At 55.2% G+C, this 20,730-nt stretch carries 22 protein-coding genes, 2 pseudogenes and 1 other annotated feature; of the genes and pseudogenes, 11 read left to right on the top strand and 13 right to left on the bottom strand.

Annotated elements, in window-relative coordinates; genetic code table 11:
• The first annotated feature begins 5 nt into the window (after nt 1-5).
• A complete protein-coding gene (gene rbr, locus PGY33_RS03200; protein ID WP_118478544.1) occupies nt 6-545 on the top strand; it encodes a rubrerythrin in 540 nt (179 codons plus the stop codon).
• 192 nt (nt 546-737) lie between these two features.
• On the opposite strand, the gene PGY33_RS03195 is transcribed toward rbr, so the two are convergent.
• The 8 genes and pseudogenes from PGY33_RS03195 to nth all read right to left on the bottom strand — a co-directional run bounded on the left by PGY33_RS03195 (nt 738) and on the right by nth (nt 6,579).
• Nucleotides 738-1,181, bottom strand: a complete 444-nt coding sequence (locus PGY33_RS03195) for a pyridoxal-phosphate dependent enzyme (RefSeq protein WP_442861211.1) — start codon at nt 1,179-1,181, stop codon at nt 738-740.
• Complete coding sequence (locus PGY33_RS03190; RefSeq protein ID WP_118478542.1) at nt 1,178-1,789, bottom strand: phosphoribosylanthranilate isomerase; 612 nt, start codon at nt 1,787-1,789, stop codon at nt 1,178-1,180. The genes PGY33_RS03195 and PGY33_RS03190 overlap by 4 nt, the downstream gene beginning before the upstream one ends.
• The gene (trpC, locus tag PGY33_RS03185; RefSeq protein WP_118478540.1) at nt 1,786-2,568 is read right to left on the bottom strand and encodes an indole-3-glycerol phosphate synthase TrpC; all 783 of its coding nucleotides are present in this window, start codon (nt 2,566-2,568) and stop codon (nt 1,786-1,788) included. The genes PGY33_RS03190 and trpC overlap by 4 nt, the downstream gene beginning before the upstream one ends.
• Nucleotides 2,565-3,584, bottom strand: coding sequence for an anthranilate phosphoribosyltransferase (gene trpD / locus PGY33_RS03180; protein WP_118478538.1), 1,020 nt, complete (start codon nt 3,582-3,584; stop codon nt 2,565-2,567). The genes trpC and trpD overlap by 4 nt, the downstream gene beginning before the upstream one ends.
• A gap of 117 nt (nt 3,585-3,701) precedes the next feature.
• Nucleotides 3,702-3,863 (bottom strand): annotated as a pseudogene (locus PGY33_RS03175) (glutamine amidotransferase-related protein); the annotation flags it as partial.
• Entirely contained in the window at nt 3,863-4,606 is a 744-nt protein-coding gene (locus PGY33_RS14445) for an anthranilate synthase component I family protein (protein ID WP_442861210.1), read from the bottom strand. The gene PGY33_RS14445 and the pseudogene PGY33_RS03175, both read right to left, overlap by 1 nt.
• Nucleotides 4,561-5,207: pseudogene (locus PGY33_RS14440) on the bottom strand (hypothetical protein). Before PGY33_RS14440 ends, PGY33_RS14445 begins: the two are co-directional and overlap by 46 nt.
• A 397-nt stretch (nt 5,208-5,604) precedes the next feature.
• Nucleotides 5,605-5,854 (bottom strand) — a binding site (T-box leader).
• A gap of 86 nt (nt 5,855-5,940) precedes the next feature.
• The gene (nth, locus tag PGY33_RS03165) at nt 5,941-6,579 is read right to left on the bottom strand and encodes an endonuclease III (RefSeq protein WP_117492143.1); all 639 of its coding nucleotides are present in this window, start codon (nt 6,577-6,579) and stop codon (nt 5,941-5,943) included.
• Between the two features lie 210 nt (nt 6,580-6,789).
• On the opposite strand from nth, the gene glyA reads away from it, so the two are divergent.
• The 8 genes from glyA (at nt 6,790) to spo0A (ending at nt 14,980) form a co-directional block, all read left to right on the top strand.
• A complete protein-coding gene (gene glyA / locus PGY33_RS03160) occupies nt 6,790-8,031 on the top strand; it encodes a serine hydroxymethyltransferase (protein ID WP_118478534.1) in 1,242 nt (413 codons plus the stop codon).
• 223 nt (nt 8,032-8,254) lie between these two features.
• On the top strand, nt 8,255-9,601 hold the full coding sequence (locus tag PGY33_RS03155; RefSeq protein WP_118478532.1) for a glucose-6-phosphate isomerase: 1,347 nt from the start codon (nt 8,255-8,257) through the stop codon (nt 9,599-9,601).
• Between the two features lie 274 nt (nt 9,602-9,875).
• Nucleotides 9,876-10,403 (top strand): DUF3592 domain-containing protein, encoded by a 528-nt coding sequence (locus PGY33_RS03150; protein WP_117492149.1) that lies wholly within the window; start codon nt 9,876-9,878, stop codon nt 10,401-10,403.
• Nucleotides 10,404-10,755: 352 nt separating this feature from the next.
• Nucleotides 10,756-11,109, top strand: coding sequence for a putative ABC transporter permease (locus tag PGY33_RS03145; RefSeq protein ID WP_243022773.1), 354 nt, complete (start codon nt 10,756-10,758; stop codon nt 11,107-11,109).
• Nucleotides 11,110-11,193: 84 nt separating this feature from the next.
• On the top strand, nt 11,194-11,964 hold the full coding sequence (locus PGY33_RS03140; RefSeq protein ID WP_158580219.1) for a type III pantothenate kinase: 771 nt from the start codon (nt 11,194-11,196) through the stop codon (nt 11,962-11,964).
• A gap of 94 nt (nt 11,965-12,058) precedes the next feature.
• Entirely contained in the window at nt 12,059-12,685 is a 627-nt protein-coding gene (locus tag PGY33_RS03135) for an ECF transporter S component (RefSeq protein WP_270477319.1), read from the top strand.
• Nucleotides 12,686-12,863: 178 nt separating this feature from the next.
• A complete protein-coding gene (spoIVB, locus tag PGY33_RS03130) occupies nt 12,864-13,871 on the top strand; it encodes a SpoIVB peptidase (protein WP_270477318.1) in 1,008 nt (335 codons plus the stop codon).
• 359 nt (nt 13,872-14,230) lie between these two features.
• Nucleotides 14,231-14,980 (top strand): sporulation transcription factor Spo0A, encoded by a 750-nt coding sequence (spo0A, locus tag PGY33_RS03125; RefSeq protein ID WP_242994956.1) that lies wholly within the window; start codon nt 14,231-14,233, stop codon nt 14,978-14,980.
• Nucleotides 14,981-15,250: 270 nt separating this feature from the next.
• Here spo0A and PGY33_RS03120 read toward each other — a convergent pair whose 3' ends face one another.
• Nucleotides 15,251-15,736, bottom strand: a complete 486-nt coding sequence (locus tag PGY33_RS03120) for a phosphate-starvation-inducible PsiE family protein (protein ID WP_110435046.1) — start codon at nt 15,734-15,736, stop codon at nt 15,251-15,253.
• A gap of 360 nt (nt 15,737-16,096) precedes the next feature.
• On the opposite strand from PGY33_RS03120, the gene PGY33_RS03115 reads away from it, so the two are divergent.
• Nucleotides 16,097-16,810 carry a helix-turn-helix transcriptional regulator gene (locus PGY33_RS03115; RefSeq protein ID WP_118668021.1) on the top strand — a complete coding sequence of 238 codons (714 nt, stop codon included), beginning with the start codon at nt 16,097-16,099 and terminating at the stop codon, nt 16,808-16,810.
• A 97-nt stretch (nt 16,811-16,907) separates the two neighbouring features.
• Nucleotides 16,908-17,558 carry a YczE/YyaS/YitT family protein gene (locus tag PGY33_RS03110; RefSeq protein ID WP_270477315.1) on the top strand — a complete coding sequence of 217 codons (651 nt, stop codon included), beginning with the start codon at nt 16,908-16,910 and terminating at the stop codon, nt 17,556-17,558.
• A gap of 285 nt (nt 17,559-17,843) precedes the next feature.
• Here PGY33_RS03110 and PGY33_RS03105 read toward each other — a convergent pair whose 3' ends face one another.
• From PGY33_RS03105 to PGY33_RS03090, 4 genes are all read right to left on the bottom strand, one after another.
• Nucleotides 17,844-18,653 (bottom strand): zinc ribbon domain-containing protein, encoded by an 810-nt coding sequence (locus PGY33_RS03105; protein WP_118478516.1) that lies wholly within the window; start codon nt 18,651-18,653, stop codon nt 17,844-17,846.
• Between the two features lie 92 nt (nt 18,654-18,745).
• Nucleotides 18,746-19,546 carry a hypothetical protein gene (locus PGY33_RS03100; RefSeq protein ID WP_118478514.1) on the bottom strand — a complete coding sequence of 267 codons (801 nt, stop codon included), beginning with the start codon at nt 19,544-19,546 and terminating at the stop codon, nt 18,746-18,748.
• The gene (locus PGY33_RS03095) at nt 19,540-20,244 is read right to left on the bottom strand and encodes an ABC transporter ATP-binding protein (protein WP_110435051.1); all 705 of its coding nucleotides are present in this window, start codon (nt 20,242-20,244) and stop codon (nt 19,540-19,542) included. The genes PGY33_RS03100 and PGY33_RS03095 overlap by 7 nt, the downstream gene beginning before the upstream one ends.
• Nucleotides 20,237-20,614 carry a GntR family transcriptional regulator gene (locus PGY33_RS03090; protein WP_117492165.1) on the bottom strand — a complete coding sequence of 126 codons (378 nt, stop codon included), beginning with the start codon at nt 20,612-20,614 and terminating at the stop codon, nt 20,237-20,239. The genes PGY33_RS03095 and PGY33_RS03090 overlap by 8 nt, the downstream gene beginning before the upstream one ends.
• Nucleotides 20,615-20,730 lie beyond the last annotated feature (116 nt).

Raw genomic sequence — 20,730 nt, 5'->3', positions numbered from 1 at the left:
CTGTTATGGCAGAACTCAAGGGCACCCGCACCGAAGCAAACCTGCAGACCGCATTCGCAGGCGAATCTATGGCACGCAACAAGTACACGTTCTTTGCCTCCAAGGCGAAAAAGGACGGCTATGTGCAGATTGCGAAAATCTTCGAAGATACCGCCGCAAACGAGAAGGAGCACGCGAAAATCTGGTTCAAGCTGCTCAACGGCGGCATTGATGACACCGCAGCCAACCTCAAGGCTGCCGCAGAGGGCGAAAACTACGAGTGGACCGACATGTACGCTACCTTCGCCAAAGAGGCGCGTGAGGAGGGCTTCGACCACATCGCAGACCTGTTTGAGATGGTCGGCGCAATCGAGAAGGAGCACGAGGAACGCTACCGCAGGCTGCTCAAGAATGTCGAGGACAAGCTGGTCTTTTCCCGCGACGGCGACTGCGTATGGCAGTGCTCCAACTGCGGACATATCGTGGTTGGCAGACAGGCGCCGGAGGTCTGTCCGGTTTGTGCACATCCTAAAGCCTACTTTGAACTCAAGGCTGACAATTACTAATTGAAAATGGAGAATGGAGAATGAACCTTTTGATTTACCATTCTCCATTTTTATTTACGAATGTGCAAACGGGTTGGGAAACGGTGGGATGAGGTCATCCCGCCCTGCGGTAACATGAACAATCAACGCAAAACATTTCACCATAATCAATATGAAACGAGGGAGAAACAACCGTTTTCCCCTCATTTTTGTTTAGTTTGCGGAGCGTACCGCGTCCTTCATGCTCTTAACGTACGCCTTGACGTGCGGCACGCAGTCCCTGCCCATGAGAGCGGCAGCGGTCGCGGTCGCAACACCGTGCTGATCGGCGCCGGTCTCTGCGATCAGACGGGTCTTGCCCATCTTTTTCGCCAGCAGCGCCTGACCGAGCACGTTGTTGATCTTATGGGCGCCCGTGTGGTTCAAATCCTCACGCTTGAGGTAGATTTTCGCACCGCCGAGGTCATTTGTCATGTGCTCCGCAAAGTACAGGCGCGACGGGCGGCCTGCGTAGTTGTTCAGCAGCTCGGTCAGCTCTGCGTTGAATTCCGGATTGTTCTTATAGTGGTTGTAAGCTTCCTCCAGCTCGATAACCGCGTTCATCAGCGTTTCCGGCATGTACTGACCGCCGTGTACGCCAAAACGACCCTTGCTCATTGGCTTGCTTCTTTCACAAGCGCCGATACGCGGCGCATCTTGTCAATATCCTTTTCATCGTCCGTTTCAATGCCGCTGGACAGGTCGAGCGCATACGCGCCGGTCTGTGCGGCTCTTTGGACGTTGGTTTCATTCAGCCCGCCCGCGAGAAAATACGGGTGGTTTACCTGCCCGATCAGCGACCAGTCGAAGGTTTTGCCGCTGCCGCCGTAGGCGTGCTTTACATAGGTATCCAGCAGCAGATAATCCACCGGCAGGGTGTCCACCTGCTCAATGTCGCGGTGGGTCTCCACTCGCACGGCGTAGACGATGGGCGCGCTTGTCAGCTTTCGCAGCTTGTTTATATAATGCAGGCTCTCGCCGCCGTGCAGCTGGATAATGTCGATAACCTCATCGCGCACGAGCGCGGCAATATGCTCCGGTTCGTCGTTCACAAACACGCCGACCGCCTTGATGTGCGGGTCGAGGTGCTCCTTGAGCCGAGCCGCGTCTAAATCCGATACATGCCGGCGGCTCTCCGCGAACACAAAGCCGATGAAATCGGGTTTTACTTCGTTTGCGGCTTCGATATCCGCTTTGCGGGTCAGTCCGCAGAATTTCAGCTTCACTTTGCGGCCTCCCTGAGTGCGTCGAGCGCCTGTTTCTTGTCTGCGGCACGCATGAGGTACTCGCCTACCAGAACGGCATCCGCGCCGGTCTTTCGCAGTGCCGCCGCATCCTCGGGAGAGGAAACGCCGCTCTCGGCTACGAAAACCGTACCATCCGGTGCGACCTCGCGCAGACGAGCCGCGTTGCCGAGGTCCACCGTGAAGTCCTTGAGGTTGCGGTTGTTCACGCCGATCAGCCGCGCACCCGCTCGAACCGCGGACTGCATTTCCTTCTCGTCGTGCGTTTCCACCAAAGCGCTGAGACCGAGTTTGTCGCAAATGCCGATGTAGCCGCGTATGGTTTCGGTGTCGAGCAGCGTGCAAATGAGAAGCACCGCGTCCGCGCCGAGGACTTTGGCCTGGTAAATCTGATATTCGTCCACCGTAAAATCCTTGCGGATCATCGGTCTGGTGACGATTCCCCTAACCTTCTTGAAAATCTCATCCGAGCCGAGGAACCACTTGGGTTCGGTCAGGCACGAAACACAGTCCGCGCCCGCGTCCTCGTAGCTTTGCGCGATGGACGCAAAGTCAAACACCGGGTCGATAATACCCTTGGACGGACTGGCCTTCTTGACCTCGCAGATAAACGCGCAGTCCTTGCCGGCAAGCGCCTTCTCGAACCGAAAATCGTCCTTCGGGAGTGCTTCCGCCTGCGCCTTCATGTCCTCGAGCGGGATTTTCGCCTTGTCCGCCGCGACGCGCTCGCGGGCGTGCGCCGCCAGTTCGTCGAGAATCATGCCTTTGCCGCCTCCTGCGTTGCCGCCGCGAACCGGTTCAGCTTGTCGAGCGCCGCGCCGCTGTCGATGATCTCTGCGGCCTTTTTGATGCCGTCCGCCAGCGTCAGGCCGTCCAGACCGAGGTACAGCGCGATACCGGCGTTCAGCAGGATCTCCTCGCGCTTCGCGCCCTGCTCACGGCCTGCAAGAATGTCGCGGGTGATCTGTGCGTTTGCCTTGGGCGAGCCGCCGCGCAGCTCGTCCACCGTGCAGAGCGACAGGCCGTATTCGGTCGGGTCGAGTTCATACGGCGTCAGCTTGCCGCCGCGGATTTCGCAGACCTTGTTCCTGCCAATCAGGCTCGCCTCATCCATGCCGCCGCCGCAGACCACCATGCCGCGCGTTACGCCGAGGTTGGAGAGCACCTGCGCCATCGGCATGACCAGATTTTCGTCATACACGCCGAGCAGCTGCATGGTCGCGCGCGCCGGATTGGACAGCGGGCCGAGCACGTTGAAGATGGTTCGCTCGCCCATGCCCTTGCGGACGGGAGCCACGTTCTTCATTGACTTGTGATAGCCCTGTGCGAACAGGAAGCAGATGCCCGTTTCAGCCAGCACCCTTTCGTTCTGCTCGGGAGACAGAGAAAGGACAACGCCCAGCTCCTCGAGCACGTCAGCCGCGCCCGACTTGGACGAAACCGACCGGTTGCCGTGCTTTGCAACCGGCACACCGCCTGCCGCCGCCACAAACGCGGCGGTCGTGGAGATGTTGAACGAGCCAACCTCGTCACCGCCGGTACCGACAAGGTCCATGACCGCGCCCTTCGGCTCAATGTGCGCGCCCTTTTCGCGCATGACCTCGGCGCAGGCGGTAATCTCGGTGATGGTTTCGCCCTTCATGCGGAGCGCCGTCAGCAGGGTTGCCATTTCGATGTCAGTCGCGGTGCCGTCCATCATTTCCTCCATTGTTGTACGAGCGATGGTGTAGTCCAAATCACGGCCGTTGATGGCCTCGTGAATTGCAAGCTGAATCATTATATATCGACCTTTCTATTACATCTATTATATCATTACTAATTGATATCTTCTCCGTAGGGCAGCCCGCCCTACGGTTCTGGTCAAACTTTACATAGACAGAAAGTTTTTCATATAGCCGGGCCCCGGAGAAAGAATGATGTGTGAGGGATTCAGTCCCTCGATTTCGCTGACGGTGAGCGCATCATTGCGGACTACCTTGATTTCCGGCTCGATGGCCGCCGCCTGCTGGAACAGGGTATAGGAAAAAGAATCGTAATTGTCGATCAGGAGAATCATTATCCGTCTACCTCCGATGCACGCTCGATGGCGTTCATAACTGCCTTTGCCTTGTTTGCGCTTTCCATATACTCGTTATGCGGCACGGAATCCGCGACGATGCCACCGCCCGCCTGCACGGTGACTGTGCCGTTCTTCTTGGCAGCCATGCGGATGGCGATGCAGGTATCCATATTGCCGGTGAAATCCAGATAGCCGAGTGCGCCGCCGTATACGCCGCGCGGCTCGCTCTCCTGCTCCTCGATAATTTCGCAGGCGCGGATCTTGGGTGCGCCGGACAGCGTTCCCGCCGGAAGCACCGCTTCGATGGCGTCGCAGGCGTCGTACTTTTCGTCAATGTCGCCCTCGACCTGCGAACAAATGTGCATGATCTTGGAATAGCGGTGGATCATCATGTAATCGATGACTTCGACCGTGCCGATCTTGGACACGCGGCCGAGGTCATTTCTGCCGAGATCGACCAGCATATTGTGCTCGGAAAGCTCCTTTTCGTCCGCAAGAAGCTCGTTCTCGAGCGCCTTATCCTCCTCCGGCGTTTTGCCGCGCGGACGGGAGCCTGCAACCGGAAAGGTGGTCAGGCGGCCGTTATCCAGTCGGACGAGCGTTTCCGGAGAGGAACACATGACCTCGTCCCCATCAATGGAAAGGAACACCATGTACGGCGAGGGGTTGGTGGTGCGGAGCACGCGGTACGCGCTCAGCAGGCTGTCCGCATACGGACTGGAGAACTGACGCGACTGCACCGCCTGAAAGATATCGCCGTCAAAGATGTATTCGCGGGTTTTCTCACGATGTCGGCGTACTGCGCCTCGGTGACGTTGCAGGTGAAGCTCGGCCTGCCGGTTGCCTTGAGCGGCGGAAGCGGGGTCTGGTCGTTGATCAGCGCCGCCATGCCCTCGAGTGCCGCACACGCCTTGCCGTAATTCTCCATCACGCTGTCGGTCTTCATGTTGACGATGAGCACGATCTTCTGCTTGAGGTGGTCATAGGCAATGACCTTGTCGAACAGCATCAGGTCGAAATCGTCCCATGCGCCGCGCTTGATTTTGAGCGTCGGCTCCGCGTAGCCGAGCATGGCATACGCGAAGCAGCCGACGAAACCGCCCGTGAACGGCGGCTGCCCCTCAAGCCGCGGAGCACGGTGAGCGGCTTGTCGGTCTTGACCGTCTTGTTGACCGTACCCTCGAGCGTTACCGTTCCGTTTTTGCAGGTCGCACGGAGGATGGGGTCATAGCCGAGGAAGGAGTAGCGCGCCCATTTTTCGCCGCCCTCCACGCTCTCCAGCAGGAAAAAGCGGTCGGAACGGGTCTGCAGGCGGCGCAGCAGCGAAATCGGCGTTGTCATATCGGCGTAGATCTCGCGGCAGACCGGAATGGTCGTATACTCCTTCGCGAGTTCTAAAATCTCATCACAGCTTGGGGTAATCATTGTGTTTTCCTCCATATTTCAGCAAAACATCGGCGGTAATCATAAACCGTGTTTTATTTCTTGGGTTCGTGTGGCAGCACGCATTTAATAGAATTTGCGGAGCAAATTCATAAAAAGGCAGGGCGTGTACGCGCAGCGCGACCGAGAAGTCGCGCAAGAATAGCGCCTGCCTTTTTATACAAGGGAAGAAAAAATGTGTCCGAAGGACGCGGTTTTTCTTCGGGATTCGATCGAAAGCGTGGTTTCAATCGAGTGTCTGTTCGTTCCGAACAGACACAATAAAAAAAGGCTTTTGTCTCACGATACAAACGTATCATGGGACAAAAGCCTGTTACTTCTGCGGTACCACCCAAATTGACGTACAAAAACGTCCACTCTGTCGTGTGCAAACACACACGCTCCCATGATAACGGTGGGAATCCCGTCAGCCATACTCTCCCTGCGGATTTGAGGCTGCCCTCACAAGTCCATTCAGTAACGTCCTCTGCTGCTCTCCTCACACCACCGGAAAGCTCTCTGAAAGCGCGGTCTCGCTCTTACTCACTCTTGTTCTGCGGTTTTGCTTTTTCTGAAATCAGTATATTCCTACGATGAAAATTTGCCAAGTGGATTTTCTGTGTTTTTTCGCAAATTCCACTTTTTCTCTATGTTATTTCGCAATGGGATACGACGGGCACACCGCACCGAGCGGACAGCCCTCGCACTTCGGGCTGCGGGCGGTGCAGTGCTCGCGGCCGAACAGCACCAGCCGGTGGCAGAAATCGGACGACTCTGCCGGGTCGAGCAGCTTTCTCAGGGCGTTCTCCACCTTGACCGGGTCCTTCTCGTTCTTGACGAAGCCCAGCCGGTTGGACAAACGGATGCAGTGCGTATCGCACACAATGGCGGGTTTGCCGAAAATATCCCCGAGGATGAGGTTGGCGGTCTTGCGGCCGACGCCCGGCAGCTTGAGCAGCTCCTCCATAGTATCCGGCACCCTGCCGCCGTAATTGGCGATGAGCATCATGGCGCACGCCTTGAGGTCGCGCGCTTTGGTGCGGAACAGGCCGCAGGTCTTGATGGCCTCGGCAATCTCCTCCTCGGACGCATCCGCGAAGCTCTGCAGGGTCGGAAACTGCTTGAATAATTTTTCTGTCACAATATTGACGCGCGCGTCCGTGCACTGCGCGGAAAGCCGGGTGGCGAACAGCAATTCATAATCGTGTGTATAATGCAGGGCGCAGACCGCCTCCGGATAGACGGTTTTCAACAGCTCGGTAACGGTGGCGGCACGTTCTTTCTTAGTCATTTTGTTATCCTCTCTCCACAAGTTTTCCTACGATAATTGTAGCATATCGTCGAAAAAAGGGCAACTGTTTGCACAAAAATGCACAATGTAACAATTTCACTATAAACTGCTAAAGCGGTAACGCAAAAATCAGATGTTTGTCAATAGATTCCATGCGAAAAATGTGGTTAAATTATAATAGTAAATTCTTATCCGGCAGGAGGCTGTATCATGGTTCGTCAAGCAATGGACTTCGTGACAGCGTTCGACCCCGAACTCGGACGTATGATCGAAGCGGAATACAAACGACAGGCGCGCAACATTGAGTTGATCGCCTCGGAAAATATAGTCAGCGAGGCTGTTATGGCGGCAATGGGCAGCGTGCTGACCAATAAGTACGCCGAAGGCTATCCGTGCAAGCGCTACTACGGCGGCTGCGAATGCGTTGATGAGGTGGAAAACCTCGCAATCCGCCGCGTGTGCCAGCTGTTCGGCGCGAAATACGCGAACGTGCAGCCGCACTCGGGCGCACAGGCGAACATGGCGGTCTATCAGGCGCTGTGCAAACCGGGTGATACCGTGCTCGGCATGAGCCTGGACAACGGCGGCCACCTGACCCACGGTTCGCCGGTCAATCAGTCCGGTCTGCTGTACAACATCGTGCCCTACGGCGTGGATGAGAACGGTCTCATTGATTATGATGCGCTCCGCGAGCTGGCAAAAAAGGAACAGCCGAAAATGATCATCGCCGGTGCGTCCGCGTATCCGCGCGCCATCAACTTTGCAAAATTCGCCGAGATCGCACACGAGGTCGGCGCGTACCTGTTCGTTGACATGGCGCACATTGCCGGTCTGGTGGCTGCCGGTCTGCACCAGAGCCCGGTCCCCTACGCAGATGTCGTCACCACCACGACGCACAAGACGCTGCGCGGTCCGCGCGGCGGCGTTATCCTGACGAACGATGAGGAGCTGGCGAAGAAATTTGACAAGGCCATCTTCCCCGGCACACAGGGCGGCCCGCTCGAGCATGTCATCGCCGCAAAGGCGGTCTGCTTCGGTGAGGCACTCAAACCGGAGTTCAAGGCATATCAGCAGAATGTTGTCACCAATGCCCGCGTGCTCGCGGACGCACTCCAGAAGCAGGGCTTCGACCTTGTGGCGGGCGGCACGGACAACCACCTCATGCTCATCGACCTGCGAAAGACCGGCGTGACCGGCAAGGAGCTGCAGCGCCGTCTGGACGAGGTATACATCACCGCCAACAAGAATGCCATCCCGAACGACCCGGAAAGTCCGTTCGTCACCTCGGGCATGCGCATCGGCACGCCCGCTGTCACCACCCGCGGCTTCGGTGCGCCGGAGATGCTCCGCATTGCCGAGTTCATCTGGCAGGCCGCAACCGATTTCGACAACAAGGCAAACGATATCCGCCGAAATGTACGCGATATCTGCGCAAATTTTCCAATTTACTAACAATTTTTGCCGACTCCCTACTGTTGGAGTCGGCTTTTTGGTTAGCTTTGTTCGGTTTGCATAATGCAAAATTACCTGTCAGAAACAGTCGAGCAGATAAAGTTTTTGTAAGGTTTGAACAAAATGCTTGCCTTTTTCCGTCAGTATGCTATACTTAGATACATGAGGGAGAGCAAATCCCGCCAAATGGCTTGGAGGAAATAACAAAAGGGGAAATGCAGTAATGGGAATTAAACTGAAACTGACCGGTCTCCGGCGATTTGTCCGAACCGAGGCCGAGATTGCGGACTACACCGCGCAGGTCGCGGCAGCGCAGGACACGCTCGTGAACGGCACCGGCGCCGGAAACGATTTTCTTGGCTGGCTGAATCTGCCGGTGGATTACGACCGGGACGAGTTTGCGCGCATCAAGCAGGCGGCAAAGAAGATTCAGCAGATCTGCGATGTGCTGATCGTCATCGGCATCGGCGGCTCGTATTTAGGGGCACGGGCAGCCATCGAGTTCGTAAACGGTCAGTTCTACAACCAGACCCGCCCGGAGGGCATTCCGGAGGTCTACTTTGCCGGCAACAACATTTCGTCGTCCTACTTGAACGACATTATCAAGATGATCGGTGACCGCGACTTCTGCATCAACGTCATCTCGAAGTCGGGCACGACCACCGAGCCTGCCATCGCCTTCCGCGAGCTGAAAAAGCTGTGCGAGCAGCGCTACGGCCGCGAGGGCGCCAAGGAGCGCATCTTCGCCACGACCGATAAAGAGCGCGGCGCGCTCAAAAAGCTGGCGGATGACGAGGGCTACGAGACCTTTGTCGTACCGGATAACATCGGCGGCCGTTTCTCGGTGCTCACGCCAGTCGGTCTGCTGCCGATGGCTGCAGCCGGTCTGGACATTGACGCGGTGATGGCAGGCGCTGCGGCCTCCCGCGAGGAATATTCTCATGGCTCCTTGCACGACTGCGCGCGCTATGCGGCACTGCGTAATCTGCTGCTGTTCAAGGGCAAATCCATGGAGATCATGGTAAACTACGAGCCGTCGCTCGTCATGCTCGGCGAATGGCTCAAGCAGCTGTTCGATGAGTCCGAGGGCAAGGACCATAAGGGTCTGTTCGTCACCTCAGCGAATTTCTCCACCGACCTTCATTCCATCGGTCAGTTCATTCAGGACGGCTCGCGCATCATGTTCGAGACCGTGCTGTGGGTCAAGGAACCGCGCTCCGAGATTACCATCGAGCATACCGAAGAGGACATCGACGGCCTGAATTATCTGGCAGGTCAGACCGTGCAGCACGTCAACCAGAAAGCGTACGAGGGCACGCTGATCGCCCACATGGACGGCGGCACACCGAATATCATCATTGAGATCGACCGCACGGATGCTTGGCATTTCGGCTATCTGGTCTACTTTTTCGAGAAGGCCTGCGGCATTTCGGGCTACCTGCTCGGCGTAAATCCGTTCAATCAGCCGGGTGTTGAGGATTATAAGAAGAATATGTTTGCACTTCTGGGCAGATCGGGTTTCGAGGAGCGGAGAAAATACCTTGAGGCTCGTGTCAAGCTGGAGGACTGATCGTCCCTTTTACCCTTTGTGTTGATGGGGTATAACTCCGGTGATTTCACTAAATCACGCACATAACCGATACTGGATACCAAAAAGATGCCGAAGGCAACTTCGGCATCTTTTCATGCCTCGAAAGAAGCACAAAAATATTGTATGATACAAAAGAATTCTCCCTTTTCAGAATTGTGTACTTATGGGAAATGAGCTTATAAATATACATTGCAAACAGCAGACATCTATTTTATAAGCAAATATAAAAATCGGAACTTGAGGTGATGAAACTATGGCTGAAATACAAATTGCATGGTTAGAATTGATGACAGTTGGAGGTCTTGGTGTAATATTAGTTCTACTAGGAGTTATTTTCAATATCATTGTAAAAAGACAGAATAAATTGTGTACAAAAAAGACAGACGGTATTGTTAAACAATATGGGTTTCCTGGAAATGGAAGAGTGTACCCAATCGTTGAGTACTTTGTGAATGGAACTTGTTATAAAGCAAAGAAAAAATTTCGAGGAATTATAACAACGCAACTATCAGGAGTACCTGTACCGATGAAATCAGAAGTCTATGAAGATGAAAAAGGATGGCTACATGTAAAAACTGGAGCTATTGCAAATTTGCGTCAATTTGCGGAGCAGTTGTGGCCTATCAACAGTAAGATGACAGTTTATTATAATCCAAACAATCCTAAAAAGTGCTATGTTGATAGACCAATTTCAAAAAGTTTTACTTCCATGATGTTTATCATAATGGGGACAGTAACAATACTCTCGAGTGTACTGGTATTCTTTTTGATGCAGTTATAAATTGCAAAAGATAATTGCTAATCAGACAAATTCCAGTTTGTTGAACTGAATAGCATATTCTGACCGATAGGAGCAAGGTTAAAACCCACCTTGCTCCTTTTCCAATGCTTAAAGTTCCGTCAAATCGACGGAGGGATTGGCGGATAGGCTTATATCAACACAAAAGGTAAAAGGGAGGACTGATCCCTTTGCTGTATTCAAGGAGAGCGCGCTGTGCTCTCTCCTTTTTATTTTGCGCGTATGCCAAATCGAGAATGGAAAATGCCAAATCTCCACGCTCATTCTCCATTCTCAATTACTCCACCCTTGCGTAAATCCAGCCATTCCGGGCAAAATAAATGCGGTGATGAAAATGAAACTGCAAACTCCCGCAGTCTTTGCGCTGGGCGCGGCCGGTTACGCCGCGCTTGAGCTTCTCTGGCGCGGACGCACCCACTGGACCATGGCGCTGACCGGCGGTGCGGTTCTGGTCGGTCTGCGGCAGCTGCGGCGGCGCGTACACGAGGAAAACCCGCTCTCCCGCTGCCTGTGCGGCGCGGCATGCATCACGGCGGCGGAATATGTGGTCGGCTGCACGGTCAACCGGCATTTCCGGCTGCGCGTGTGGGATTACTCGCACGAATTCGGCAATGTTCAAGGGCAGATCTGCCCGAAATACGCCGTGCTGTGGACGCTGCTCGCCGCGCCGATCATGCTGCCGAAATAAGACGGAAATGTGTGCCTCTCCCCTTGCAATACGGTTTTCAATGTCTTATAATAGTGGTAAACTATGCAGAAAAGGAGACACACCATGCTGATTGCAGTCAACGCAGGAAACAGCCGCGTTTTGCTCGGCGGCTATGAGGAGGACGGACAGGTTTTTTCTGCCTCCATCGCAACCGAGCCCAAGCTGACGCGCGATGACTACGCCTGCAAGCTGCAGCAGGTGCTTTTGCTGTACGGCGTGAACGTGCGTCGCATCCACGGCGGTATTGTCAGCTCGGTCGTTCCGAGCATGGTCGGCGTGCTCGAGGGTGCGCTGCGCCTGCTCGGCATCTGCGACGTCATCGAGGTATCAAGCGGCGTCAAGACCGGACTCAACATCCGCTCCGAGCAGCCGCGGCAGGTCGGCTCGGACCGCGTAGCCGCTGCGGTGGCCGCCCGTGCCAAGGGAAAGCTGCCGTGCGTGGCGGTTACGCTCGGCACCGCGACCACGTTCACCGCGCTCGACCAGTCCGGTGCGCTGGTCGGCTCGGCCATCACGGCGGGTGTGCAGCTGAGTCTGCTCGCGCTCCGCGAGCAGGCGGCGCAGCTTCCGGCGGTCGCTATCGACGCCAAGGACGAGGGCATTCTCGCCCGGAACACGGTCGATGCCATGCGCGTCGGCGCGGTTTACGGTGCCGCGTCGCTCGTGGACGGCATGGTCGAACGCTTTGCGGAGGCGCTCGGAGAAACGCCCTATGTGGTGCTTACCGGAGAGCTTGCACCGCTCGTCACTCCCTATCTGCGTATCCCGTTCGAGTACGATGAAAGCCTTGTGCTCGATGGTCTGCACCTGATTTGGAAGAAAAATCGGGGTTGAAAGAGATTTGGCAGCGAATTTCTATCGCTGACCACCACAATTTTTGTATTGCGCTGTACCTGTCAAAGCAGGACGGCAGCAGGAGGAATTACAAATGAATAACAAAACTACCAACGTACGATATCTCGCGCAGCTGGCGCTGCTGGCGGCGATCGAGGTCGTGATGAAGCTGATGGGTCTGGGCAGCGTGCCGGTCGGCCCGCTGTACATGTCGTTCCTGACCGTGCCGATCGCTGTCGGCGCGATGACCATGGGCCCGACCGCCGGTGCGATTCTCGGCGGCGTATTCGGCTGTGTCAGCTTTAAGGATGCGCTTGCAGGCGGCGGTATGACCGGCATGTTCTTCCAGATCAGCCCGATCAACACCTTCGTTCTGTGCGTTGTCATGCGCGTACTGATGGGCTGGTGCGTCGGCCTGCTGTTCCGCGTGCTGCGCCGCGTGGACCGCAAGAAGAGCTGGAGCTATTTCGTCGGTGCGATGTCCGCGCCGCTGCTGAATACCATTTTCTTCATGGGTTACATCGTTCTGGTGTTCTACAAGACCGACTTCGTGCAGGAACGTGTGGCAACGCTCGGCGTGGCTAACCCGCTGTCCTTCGTGGTTGCACTGGTCGGCGTGCAGGGCCTGATCGAGATCATCGTCGGCTGTGCGGTCGGCGGCGTGCTTGCCCGTGCGGTAGCATCGTTCCTCGGTCATCGTGCACCTGTAAAAGCAGAATAAATCATTGCTAATTGCGGCAGTTTCTCTCATTTTTCGCAGAGAAACTGCCGTTTTGCGTTCCCGGAAAACCTTTCCGTACCCAGAGAATTTCCGCGCCGCCAAATGTCCGGCAGAATAGAAAAGGTTCTCAGCGTTGTTTTCATGCTCCGTGCGGCATAGTAATAGCGGAGGTGAAAAAATGCAAAAAAATCACGCAAAACGCACGGCGCTTGCCCTGTTTCTGCTGTTTGCGGTGACAGTCTCCGCGCAGGCGGCAAAAATCGCCGAGGTCATCCCGATCGGGCACACGGTCGGCATCAAAATGCAGGCGGAGGGCGTGCTCATCGTGCAGCTGACCGAGGTGCAGGGCGCGGACGGCACGCACTCCCCTGCGAAGGAGGCGGGCGTGCAGGAGGGCGATGTGCTGTGCCGCGCCGGTGAGACCGCGCTGCACTCGAACGATGATCTGCAGAAGCAGGTCGCGCTCTCGGCGGGACAGCCGATCAAGCTGACGCTCGAGCGCGGAGACGCGGAGAAAAGCGTCACGGTGACACCGTGCAGGGACAAAACCGGTGCGTACCGCATCGGCGTGCTCGCGCGCGACAGTCTGGCAGGAATCGGCACGCTGACCTACGTTGACCCGCAGACCGGCGCGTTCGGCTCGCTCGGTCACGGCATCTGCGACAGCGAGACCGGCGTGCTGCTGCCGCTGCAGGAGGGCACGATCATTCACTCGACGGTGAGCAGCGTGCAGCGCGGCAAGGCGGGTGAACCAGGTTCGCTGCAGGGCGAATTTTCGACTGAAAAATCGCTCGGAACCGTGGCGCAGAACACAGAAAGCGGCATTTTCGGCACCATGACGGACGATTCGCTGTACAGCGAGCTGCAGTGCGTGCCGGTCGCGTCGGCAGATGAAATCAAAATCGGTGACGCGGAAATCCTCTCCAACGTGGACGGCGACAGCGTGCAGCGTTATTCTGTCCAGATTGTCAAGCTCTATCCGGCGAACGACGAATACGGGCGCAGCATGATGCTCCGCGTGACCGATTCGCAGCTTGAGGAAAAAACCGGCGGCATCGTGCAGGGCATGAGCGGCAGTCCGATCCTGCAGAACGGCAAGCTGATCGGCGCGGTAACGCATGTGCTGGTCGATAATCCGATGGAAGGGTATGGCATTTCGATGGAGAAAATGCTCAAAGCGAGTTAGCTTTCATGAGCAATCAGGAATCAGCAGTTCGTAATTTGTGATGGGGTTACCTTTCGTTTGGGCGCACATTGTGCGCCCTTTCTTTTGAGTTAATAACCGCTGTTTTGTTGTCGAAAACCGCAGTTTTGCTTGTATTTTGTCTATTTCCGGGGAATTTTGAAAATATGCAGAAATTACAAAAGCGGTCGGTCTGACCGGTCGTTTCGGGTAAATCGACAGATTTTGTCGAATTCTGTCTGCAATTTTCTGTCCATATTTTTACAAAAGGTCTTGCAAGTTATGGTAGTATATGGTAATCTATTGCCAAGAAAAAGAGATGAAATTTATCGGAAAGCTGGTTATGACATATGGATGAGAAAATGAGAGTTTTACTTGCAGACGACGACACCGAATTTTGCGCGCGTATGTCGGCGGTACTGGACAGTGCGGACGATTTTGAGCTGGTCGGCATTGCGGAAAACGGCGAAAAGGCGCTTTCCGCAGTCAATGAGCTGCGGCCGGATGTACTTATCATTGAACTGATGCTGCCGGTGATGGACGGCATGAGCGTGCTCAGCCGCCTGCACGAGCAGGACGGACCGCATCCGGCGGTGATGGTATTCTCGGCGTTTGCAAGCCCGCAGATCGGCGCGGAATGCGCGGCGCTCGGCGTGGATCTGTTCCTGCGCAAGCCGATGGAGCCGCAGGCGGTCTGCGAGCGGCTTCGCCTGTGGCGGACCGGTCAGCTGCGCGCGGTCAAGGCCGAGGAAAGCATGGCGCTTGAGCTCCGCGTGACCGAGGTGATTCATCAGGTGGGCGTGCCGGCGCACATCAAGGGTTACCAGTATCTGCGCGAGGCCATCATGATGGCAGTCGAGGATATCGAATCGGTCAGCGCCATCACCAAGGTGCTGTACCCGTCGATTGCTAAAAAGTTCAAGACGACCTCCTCCCGCGTGGAGCGCGCCATCCGGCACGCGATCGAGGTCGCGTGGGACCGCGGTGACATCGAAACCCTGCAGAATTACTTCGGCTACACGGTCTCGGGCGTCAAGGGAAAACCGACAAATAGCGAATTTATCTCGATGATTGCCGACCGGCTGCGGCTGCAGATGCGGTTTGGGGCGTAAGGCAAATTTACAACGTAAGCAGCAGTAATATCATTCAGAAAACGATTTATCGGTATCGTATGCGTACTATTTACGCTGTTATGTGAATCGCAGCAAATCGCTTGCAAGCCTGCCAACATAGCGAAAGTGTGAGTGAAACGCAGGTTCAAGCCTATAAACTTTTTCTGATATTGTGAATAAATGAAACAATTTATCTGCATCCTTTCCAACAAAAAACCGCAGCGCCCTCTCGGGCGCTGCGGTTTTCAGGTGATATGCATTTTCCTTATGTCAAATCAATGAGCCAATCTCGGGCGGTTCCGGCTTTTTCGGCTCGTTACGGTTTTCCACGCCGAGAACCTCTGCGCGGATGTCCTCCTCGATCTCCTTCTTGCTGCGGCGGCGGTCCAGACGCGAAATATACAGATACTTCCGGATCACGAACAGGATGCCGATCGACAGCACGGCGATCAGATTCTCGATCGGCGAGGTATGCTCGACGATCATCTGGCGCGCGATGGCGAGGAGCATAACGTCAACCACCGAGTCGATGGTGTAGCTGGTGATCATCTTGATCAGCTCAATACCGATGATGATCAGGCAGGCCGAGCTCATGCGCGCCTGCAGATACGCCGGATCACCGAACAGCTTGTTCATATCGGTCATGGCGACCATGCCGATGCCGGACACAATGCACGCGATCAGGATCACCATGCCAAGGGTGATCTCAACCGCTGTCGCGGCGTTGGAGAGCTTGTCTCGAAAATCAGAATTCATGGCAGTCTCCCTTTCTCTACTCCTCATCTCTTTGCATTCCTCTTTCTGCAGTTTTGTAATTTTTTATCAGTCTGTGTCTCATTCCTTGATATAAATTTAACATAGTTTTTGCGCCTTGTCAATTATTTTAACAAGTTTTGTATGGTTCACTGGTTTCTCACAAGTTTTTTATGCACTTTATCCTCATTTTAGTTATTTTGCATAATAACTTTTTATTTTTGTTGTGAGAAATTATTTGCGTTTATTTTTTGACAAACTTATCATTGTTAAGCTATAATAATATTAGAGTAAACTAATAAAAAGGCAATGCCATGCAATCAAAGGCACTGCAAAGAAAATTCTTTGAAACGGGGTGGGCAAATGGCTAATCCGCTGTTGCAGCACTACATCAAGCTGACAGAATTTCTCGGACAGGCACTTGGACCGGATTATGAGGTTGCTCTGCATGATATGACCGACAAAAACCGCTCCATAGTAGCCATCGCCAACAATCACATCAGCGGCCGGGAGATCGGTGCACCGCTTACCAATGTGGCGCTCAAAATCCTGATGGACAAAAGCTACGAAACGCAGGATTACCGTCTGCACTACTGCGGCCTCTCTGCCGAGGGTAAAACGCTGCGCTCGAGCACCATGTTCATCAAGCACAACGGCAAGCTGGTCGGCATGCTGTGCATCAACTTTGACGACAGCCGGTATCTGGCCGCCAGCGAAAACGTGCTGCGGCTGTGTCATCCGGATATTTTTATCGACGACCATATTGCACCGCAGCAGGCCGAACCCGGTGATCCATTCCCGCGAGCGGTTCCGGCAACGACCGAGAGCTTCCACAACTCGATCGACGCGGTGGCAGGCGATGCGGTCGGCCGCGAACTCATCCGCCTCGGCGTGACCGCCGACCGTCTCACACCGGACGAGCGCATGCAGATCATTGCTTCGCTTGAAACCGGCGGTATCTTCCTGCTGAAAGGCGCGGTCAAGGATGTGGCCGACGCGCTGCACTGCTCGCAGGCCAGTGTGTACCGCTATCTTTCCCAGATTAAAAAGGACGACAGCAATTCCGCTTCGGAATAACAAGATCAAAACTCAAACGGCAAAACCGGAGCGAAATTCTTCCGATTTTGCCGTTTTACTTTACTTCGCTTTAGTCTGATAGCAGGAGGATGCTCTCATGTTTCAAAATTACATGCGCCGGTTGTTCTGGCTGATCCTGGGTGTTGCGGTCAGTTCGATCGGCATTGCGATGATGCTGCAGGCGAATGTCGGACTCGAGCCGTGGAGCGTGCTGCAGCAGGGCATGTCGCTGCGAACCGGCATGACCTACGGCACAGCGTCCGCTATCGCAGGCGCGGCAGCCATCCTCACGGCCGTGCTCTTCGGCGAGAGCTTCGGCTTCGGCACGATCATCAACATTGCGGGCTGCGCGGTCATAATCGACGCGATTCAGGCGGCGCACCTCATCCCGCAGATGCACGGATTGGTGAGCGGCATTGCCATGCTCATCGGCGGTCTGGAGCTGCTTGCGCTCGGCACCTGGCTGTACATGAAAAGCGCGCTCGGCAGCGGCCCCCGCGACGCGCTGATGGTCGCGCTCGCGCGTAAGTTCGGGCGGTCGGCCGGCGCGTGCCGCGCGGTCGTGGATGTGCTCGTAACGGTCATCGGCTTCTTTCTCGGCGGTCCGGTCGGTGTCGGCACCATTATTTCCGCCGTCGGACTGGGTCCGCTGATCAACCTCAATTTTGCAGCCGTGCGGTTCAAGCCCGCCGAGGTGCATCAGGAGAACGTGGCGGAAACCATTGCGAGAATTACCGGAAAGCGGTAATTCTCCATTTTTCATCATCAATTTCAATTTATTTGTGGTCGCATCTCCGGCACTGAATCATCTCACTCATTGGGTCTGCCCTTTTCTTTTGCATATGCACAAAATTCTCCCGTAAAACACAAAAACCGCCCCGTAGACCGGAGCGGCATTTCCTCAAATACTTCAGCTATTGGGAACGGCGGCTCGGTGCAGCGAGCCGCCGTTTGCAGCTATATTACAGCGCGGCGCCCCGGTTTTGTCAAGTGACAGAACCGGGGCTGCTGTTTTTCACGCTTTTTTACAAAATCACATATTCTGTGCCCGATAATACGGAACCGGGTCTGTCGTGCCGAACAGGCCGATGCCATCCATATCCTCGATGAGCAGCGTATCATCGGTTTTGCTGACATACAAATTCAGCCAAATATCATCGCCGCTATCGGCTACCGACTGACACCACTCGGGCAGGCTCCCTACCACCTCGGTATCGTACAGCGTGAACGCAACCGTGTACATATCGTACTGATCGGACGGATACGCCTCCGGATAGTAATACTCGTCGGGGTCGTCGTACAGACACCACGCGTCGGCCGTGCTCTTGAATGTGCCGCCGTCCGCCGAGGTATACAGAATCGCCCATTCACCATTCGACTGGTCGTAGTGCAGACGGAAGGTGTCGCTGTTATCGATCACCATGCCGCTGTCCGTGCCGAGAATGCTGCTGAGGTCCTGCGCCGCATAGCTGTAATCCGAATCGTAATCCGGCGCGGGGGAATTTCCGAAGCTGCTCTCGATTTCCGGCACCAGATCATCCACCACAAACGCGATCAGCGTCGGCACAAACTGCAGCAGAGCGATAACAATTATCGCAATCACCGCACCCTTTGCGCGTTTTTTCTTCGGCTTATCCTGGATAGGACGCGACTTGCTCTTCGCCGTTTTCGCCGAGCTGCTGTTCTCTATCGTCGGATGATATTCGGTATAGGTCTCACGCGGCTTGCCGCGCCATTTCGGCGCGGGTCTCGTCATGCGGCCCTTGCTGCCCGCGCGTGCGCCGCACATCGGACATACGCGTTCCTCATCGTCAAAATGGATACCACAGTGCTGACATTTCACAGGACACACCTCCCTTTTACTACCTCCATCATACCAGAGATATACCGTTCAGGCAAGAGAAAAAGGATACACAAGTGTGTATCCTTTTTCTGTTATTCGAGATTGAGCTTGTGCGTGAGAATCCAGCGCGTCACAAGGAAATACACCGCATCGCTGATGAGTTCGAATACGCAGCAGAACCGCAGCATGAGATGCGCCGCATCCATCGGCGTGATGGTCTGCATGGTGCTGTCAAGCCAGCGTACCATCGCATCGGCAAGCGCCTCCGGCATGACATTGCCCCCGCCCATCATCACCAGAAGCAGGAGAACCTGCACTGCGGTAGAAAGAACAACGTACCACACGACCGACATCAGCAGGCGGTGCTTGCCCGCCAGATGGCCGAGCGCCATGCACATATAGACGAACAGCGCCATGCCCGCAATGCCGAGCACCGCCAGCACGAGCAGCTCCAGCACGAACAGCAGGCCGCCGCTCCGCGCCACACCCTTTATCATATCGATAAACAGGGTGCCGAAGGACATATCGGCAAAAATGCCGATGCTGAGGAACGCCGCGATGCCGCTCAGCGCGATCATAACCACCGCGATGATAGTCTTGCTGAACAGGTGCTGCGAAACCGTCACCGGCAGGGTGAACATGAGGTAGCCCTCACTGCCGAGCAGGTTTTTGTAAAAACGCTGGATGAGGATGACAGCCGTTACCACAAATGCCGCCATCATCACGCCCATATACAGCATGGAGCTGATGGCCGGCAGCATAAAGCCGAACGTGCTGTTCTGCGGGATACTGTACAGCAGGTGTGTGACGAACGACATTAAGATCAGCACGCCGTACAGCGGCAGACAGATACGCGCACAGGCTTTCCACTCATATTTCAGCAGCTTTAACATGCAAACACCTCCCGGAACAGTGCGTCAACCGATTTTCCGTGTTCCTCGCGGATATGGTCAACCGTATCGTGCAGCACCATCGCGCCTTCCTTGAGGAAGATAACCTCGTCGAGCACGCGCTCCACATCCGCGATGAGGTGCGTAGACAGCAGAACGGACGCGTCCTCGCTGTAATTCGAGAGAATGGTGCTCAGAATGTAGTCGCGCGCCGCCGGATCGACACCCGCGATCGGCTCATCGAGCACATACAGCTGCGCCTTGCGGCTCATGGTGAGGATGAGCTGCACCTTCTCCTGATTGCCCTTGCTGAGCGTTTTCAGGCGGCTGAGCGGGTCGATCTGCAGCGAATCCAGCATGTCGGTTGCCTTTACGCGGTCAAAATCCGTGTAAAAATCCGCAAAGAACGAAATCAGGTCGTTGACCTTCATCGCGTCGTTGAGATAGTTTTTGTCGGGCAGATAGCTGATGATGCTGTGCGTGTAGGTGCCCGGCGCCTGACCGTCAATGAGCACCGAGCCGCTTGTCGGCTGCAGCAGACCGTTCAGCAGCTTGATAGTCGTTGTTTTGCCTGAGCCGTTCGGGCCGAGCAGACCGATAAACTGTCCGCGGCCGAGCGTCAGATTCAGATTATTAAGCGCGGTCTTTTTACCGTAGTTTTTTGTCAGACCCTGACAGATAACCAGTTCGTTGTTATCCATTGTTCTTCTCCTCCCCACTGCGTTTCTCCAGAAGCGCCACAATGTCCTGCTCGGTGAAACCAAGCTGGCTCATGCCGGACAGAAATTCCGTGATGCGCTCTCCCGCGATTTGCTCTCTTACCTTACCAATCATTTCTCTGTCCTCCGTTACATAGCGTCCGCTCGTGCGGTTGGTGAACATCAGGCCCTCGCGCTCCATTTCCGCAAGCGCGCGCTGCATGGTGTTCGGGTTGACACCCGCCTGAGCCGCCAGCTCGCGCACCGGCGGTACCTTTTCACCCGCCGCAAGCTGTCCGCTGACGATCTGCTCGGTCAGCTTTTCCACAAGCTGTTGATAGATCGGACGATCCCCCCGCAATTCCCATTGCATAAGCTCTCTCCTTTCGTTTTATTGTACTATGATAATAATACAAGCATACAGATTTGTCAATACCCTTTGCTGAAATTTTTCTGCACCGGCTGACCGGGGCACACGAACTGCCGCAG

The organism is Butyricicoccus sp. AF18-9LB (genome assembly GCF_027684505.1).
In the GTDB taxonomy this organism is placed as follows: Bacteria; Bacillota; Clostridia; order Oscillospirales; family Butyricicoccaceae; genus Agathobaculum; species Agathobaculum butyriciproducens.
The sequence above is the reverse complement of the archived record's forward strand: the minus strand, read 5'-3'. Positions and strand labels throughout refer to the sequence as shown.

Excerpts from the sequence above, each read along its gene's own strand:
- rbr (WP_118478544.1), top strand. The coding sequence starts at position 6 with ATGGCAGAACTCAAGGGCACCCGCACCGAAGCAAACCTGCAGACCGCA.
- nth (WP_117492143.1), bottom strand. The coding sequence starts at position 6,579 with ATGACTAAGAAAGAACGTGCCGCCACCGTTACCGAGCTGTTGAAAACC.
- spoIVB (WP_270477318.1), top strand. The coding sequence starts at position 12,864 with ATGCAAAAAAATCACGCAAAACGCACGGCGCTTGCCCTGTTTCTGCTG.
- PGY33_RS03090 (WP_117492165.1), bottom strand. The coding sequence starts at position 20,614 with ATGCAATGGGAATTGCGGGGGGATCGTCCGATCTATCAACAGCTTGTG.
- PGY33_RS03100 (WP_118478514.1), bottom strand. The coding sequence starts at position 19,546 with ATGTTAAAGCTGCTGAAATATGAGTGGAAAGCCTGTGCGCGTATCTGT.
- PGY33_RS03150 (WP_117492149.1), top strand. The coding sequence starts at position 9,876 with ATGGCTGAAATACAAATTGCATGGTTAGAATTGATGACAGTTGGAGGT.
- trpD (WP_118478538.1), bottom strand. The coding sequence starts at position 3,584 with ATGATTCAGCTTGCAATTCACGAGGCCATCAACGGCCGTGATTTGGAC.
- trpC (WP_118478540.1), bottom strand. The coding sequence starts at position 2,568 with ATGATTCTCGACGAACTGGCGGCGCACGCCCGCGAGCGCGTCGCGGCG.
- PGY33_RS03110 (WP_270477315.1), top strand. The coding sequence starts at position 16,908 with ATGTTTCAAAATTACATGCGCCGGTTGTTCTGGCTGATCCTGGGTGTT.
- PGY33_RS03095 (WP_110435051.1), bottom strand. The coding sequence starts at position 20,244 with ATGGATAACAACGAACTGGTTATCTGTCAGGGTCTGACAAAAAACTAC.
- PGY33_RS03145 (WP_243022773.1), top strand. The coding sequence starts at position 10,756 with ATGAAACTGCAAACTCCCGCAGTCTTTGCGCTGGGCGCGGCCGGTTAC.
- PGY33_RS03115 (WP_118668021.1), top strand. The coding sequence starts at position 16,097 with ATGGCTAATCCGCTGTTGCAGCACTACATCAAGCTGACAGAATTTCTC.
- PGY33_RS03195 (WP_442861211.1), bottom strand. The coding sequence starts at position 1,181 with ATGAGCAAGGGTCGTTTTGGCGTACACGGCGGTCAGTACATGCCGGAA.
- PGY33_RS03120 (WP_110435046.1), bottom strand. The coding sequence starts at position 15,736 with ATGAATTCTGATTTTCGAGACAAGCTCTCCAACGCCGCGACAGCGGTT.
- PGY33_RS03155 (WP_118478532.1), top strand. The coding sequence starts at position 8,255 with ATGGGAATTAAACTGAAACTGACCGGTCTCCGGCGATTTGTCCGAACC.
- spo0A (WP_242994956.1), top strand. The coding sequence starts at position 14,231 with ATGAGAGTTTTACTTGCAGACGACGACACCGAATTTTGCGCGCGTATG.
- glyA (WP_118478534.1), top strand. The coding sequence starts at position 6,790 with ATGGTTCGTCAAGCAATGGACTTCGTGACAGCGTTCGACCCCGAACTC.
- PGY33_RS03140 (WP_158580219.1), top strand. The coding sequence starts at position 11,194 with ATGCTGATTGCAGTCAACGCAGGAAACAGCCGCGTTTTGCTCGGCGGC.
- PGY33_RS03135 (WP_270477319.1), top strand. The coding sequence starts at position 12,059 with ATGAATAACAAAACTACCAACGTACGATATCTCGCGCAGCTGGCGCTG.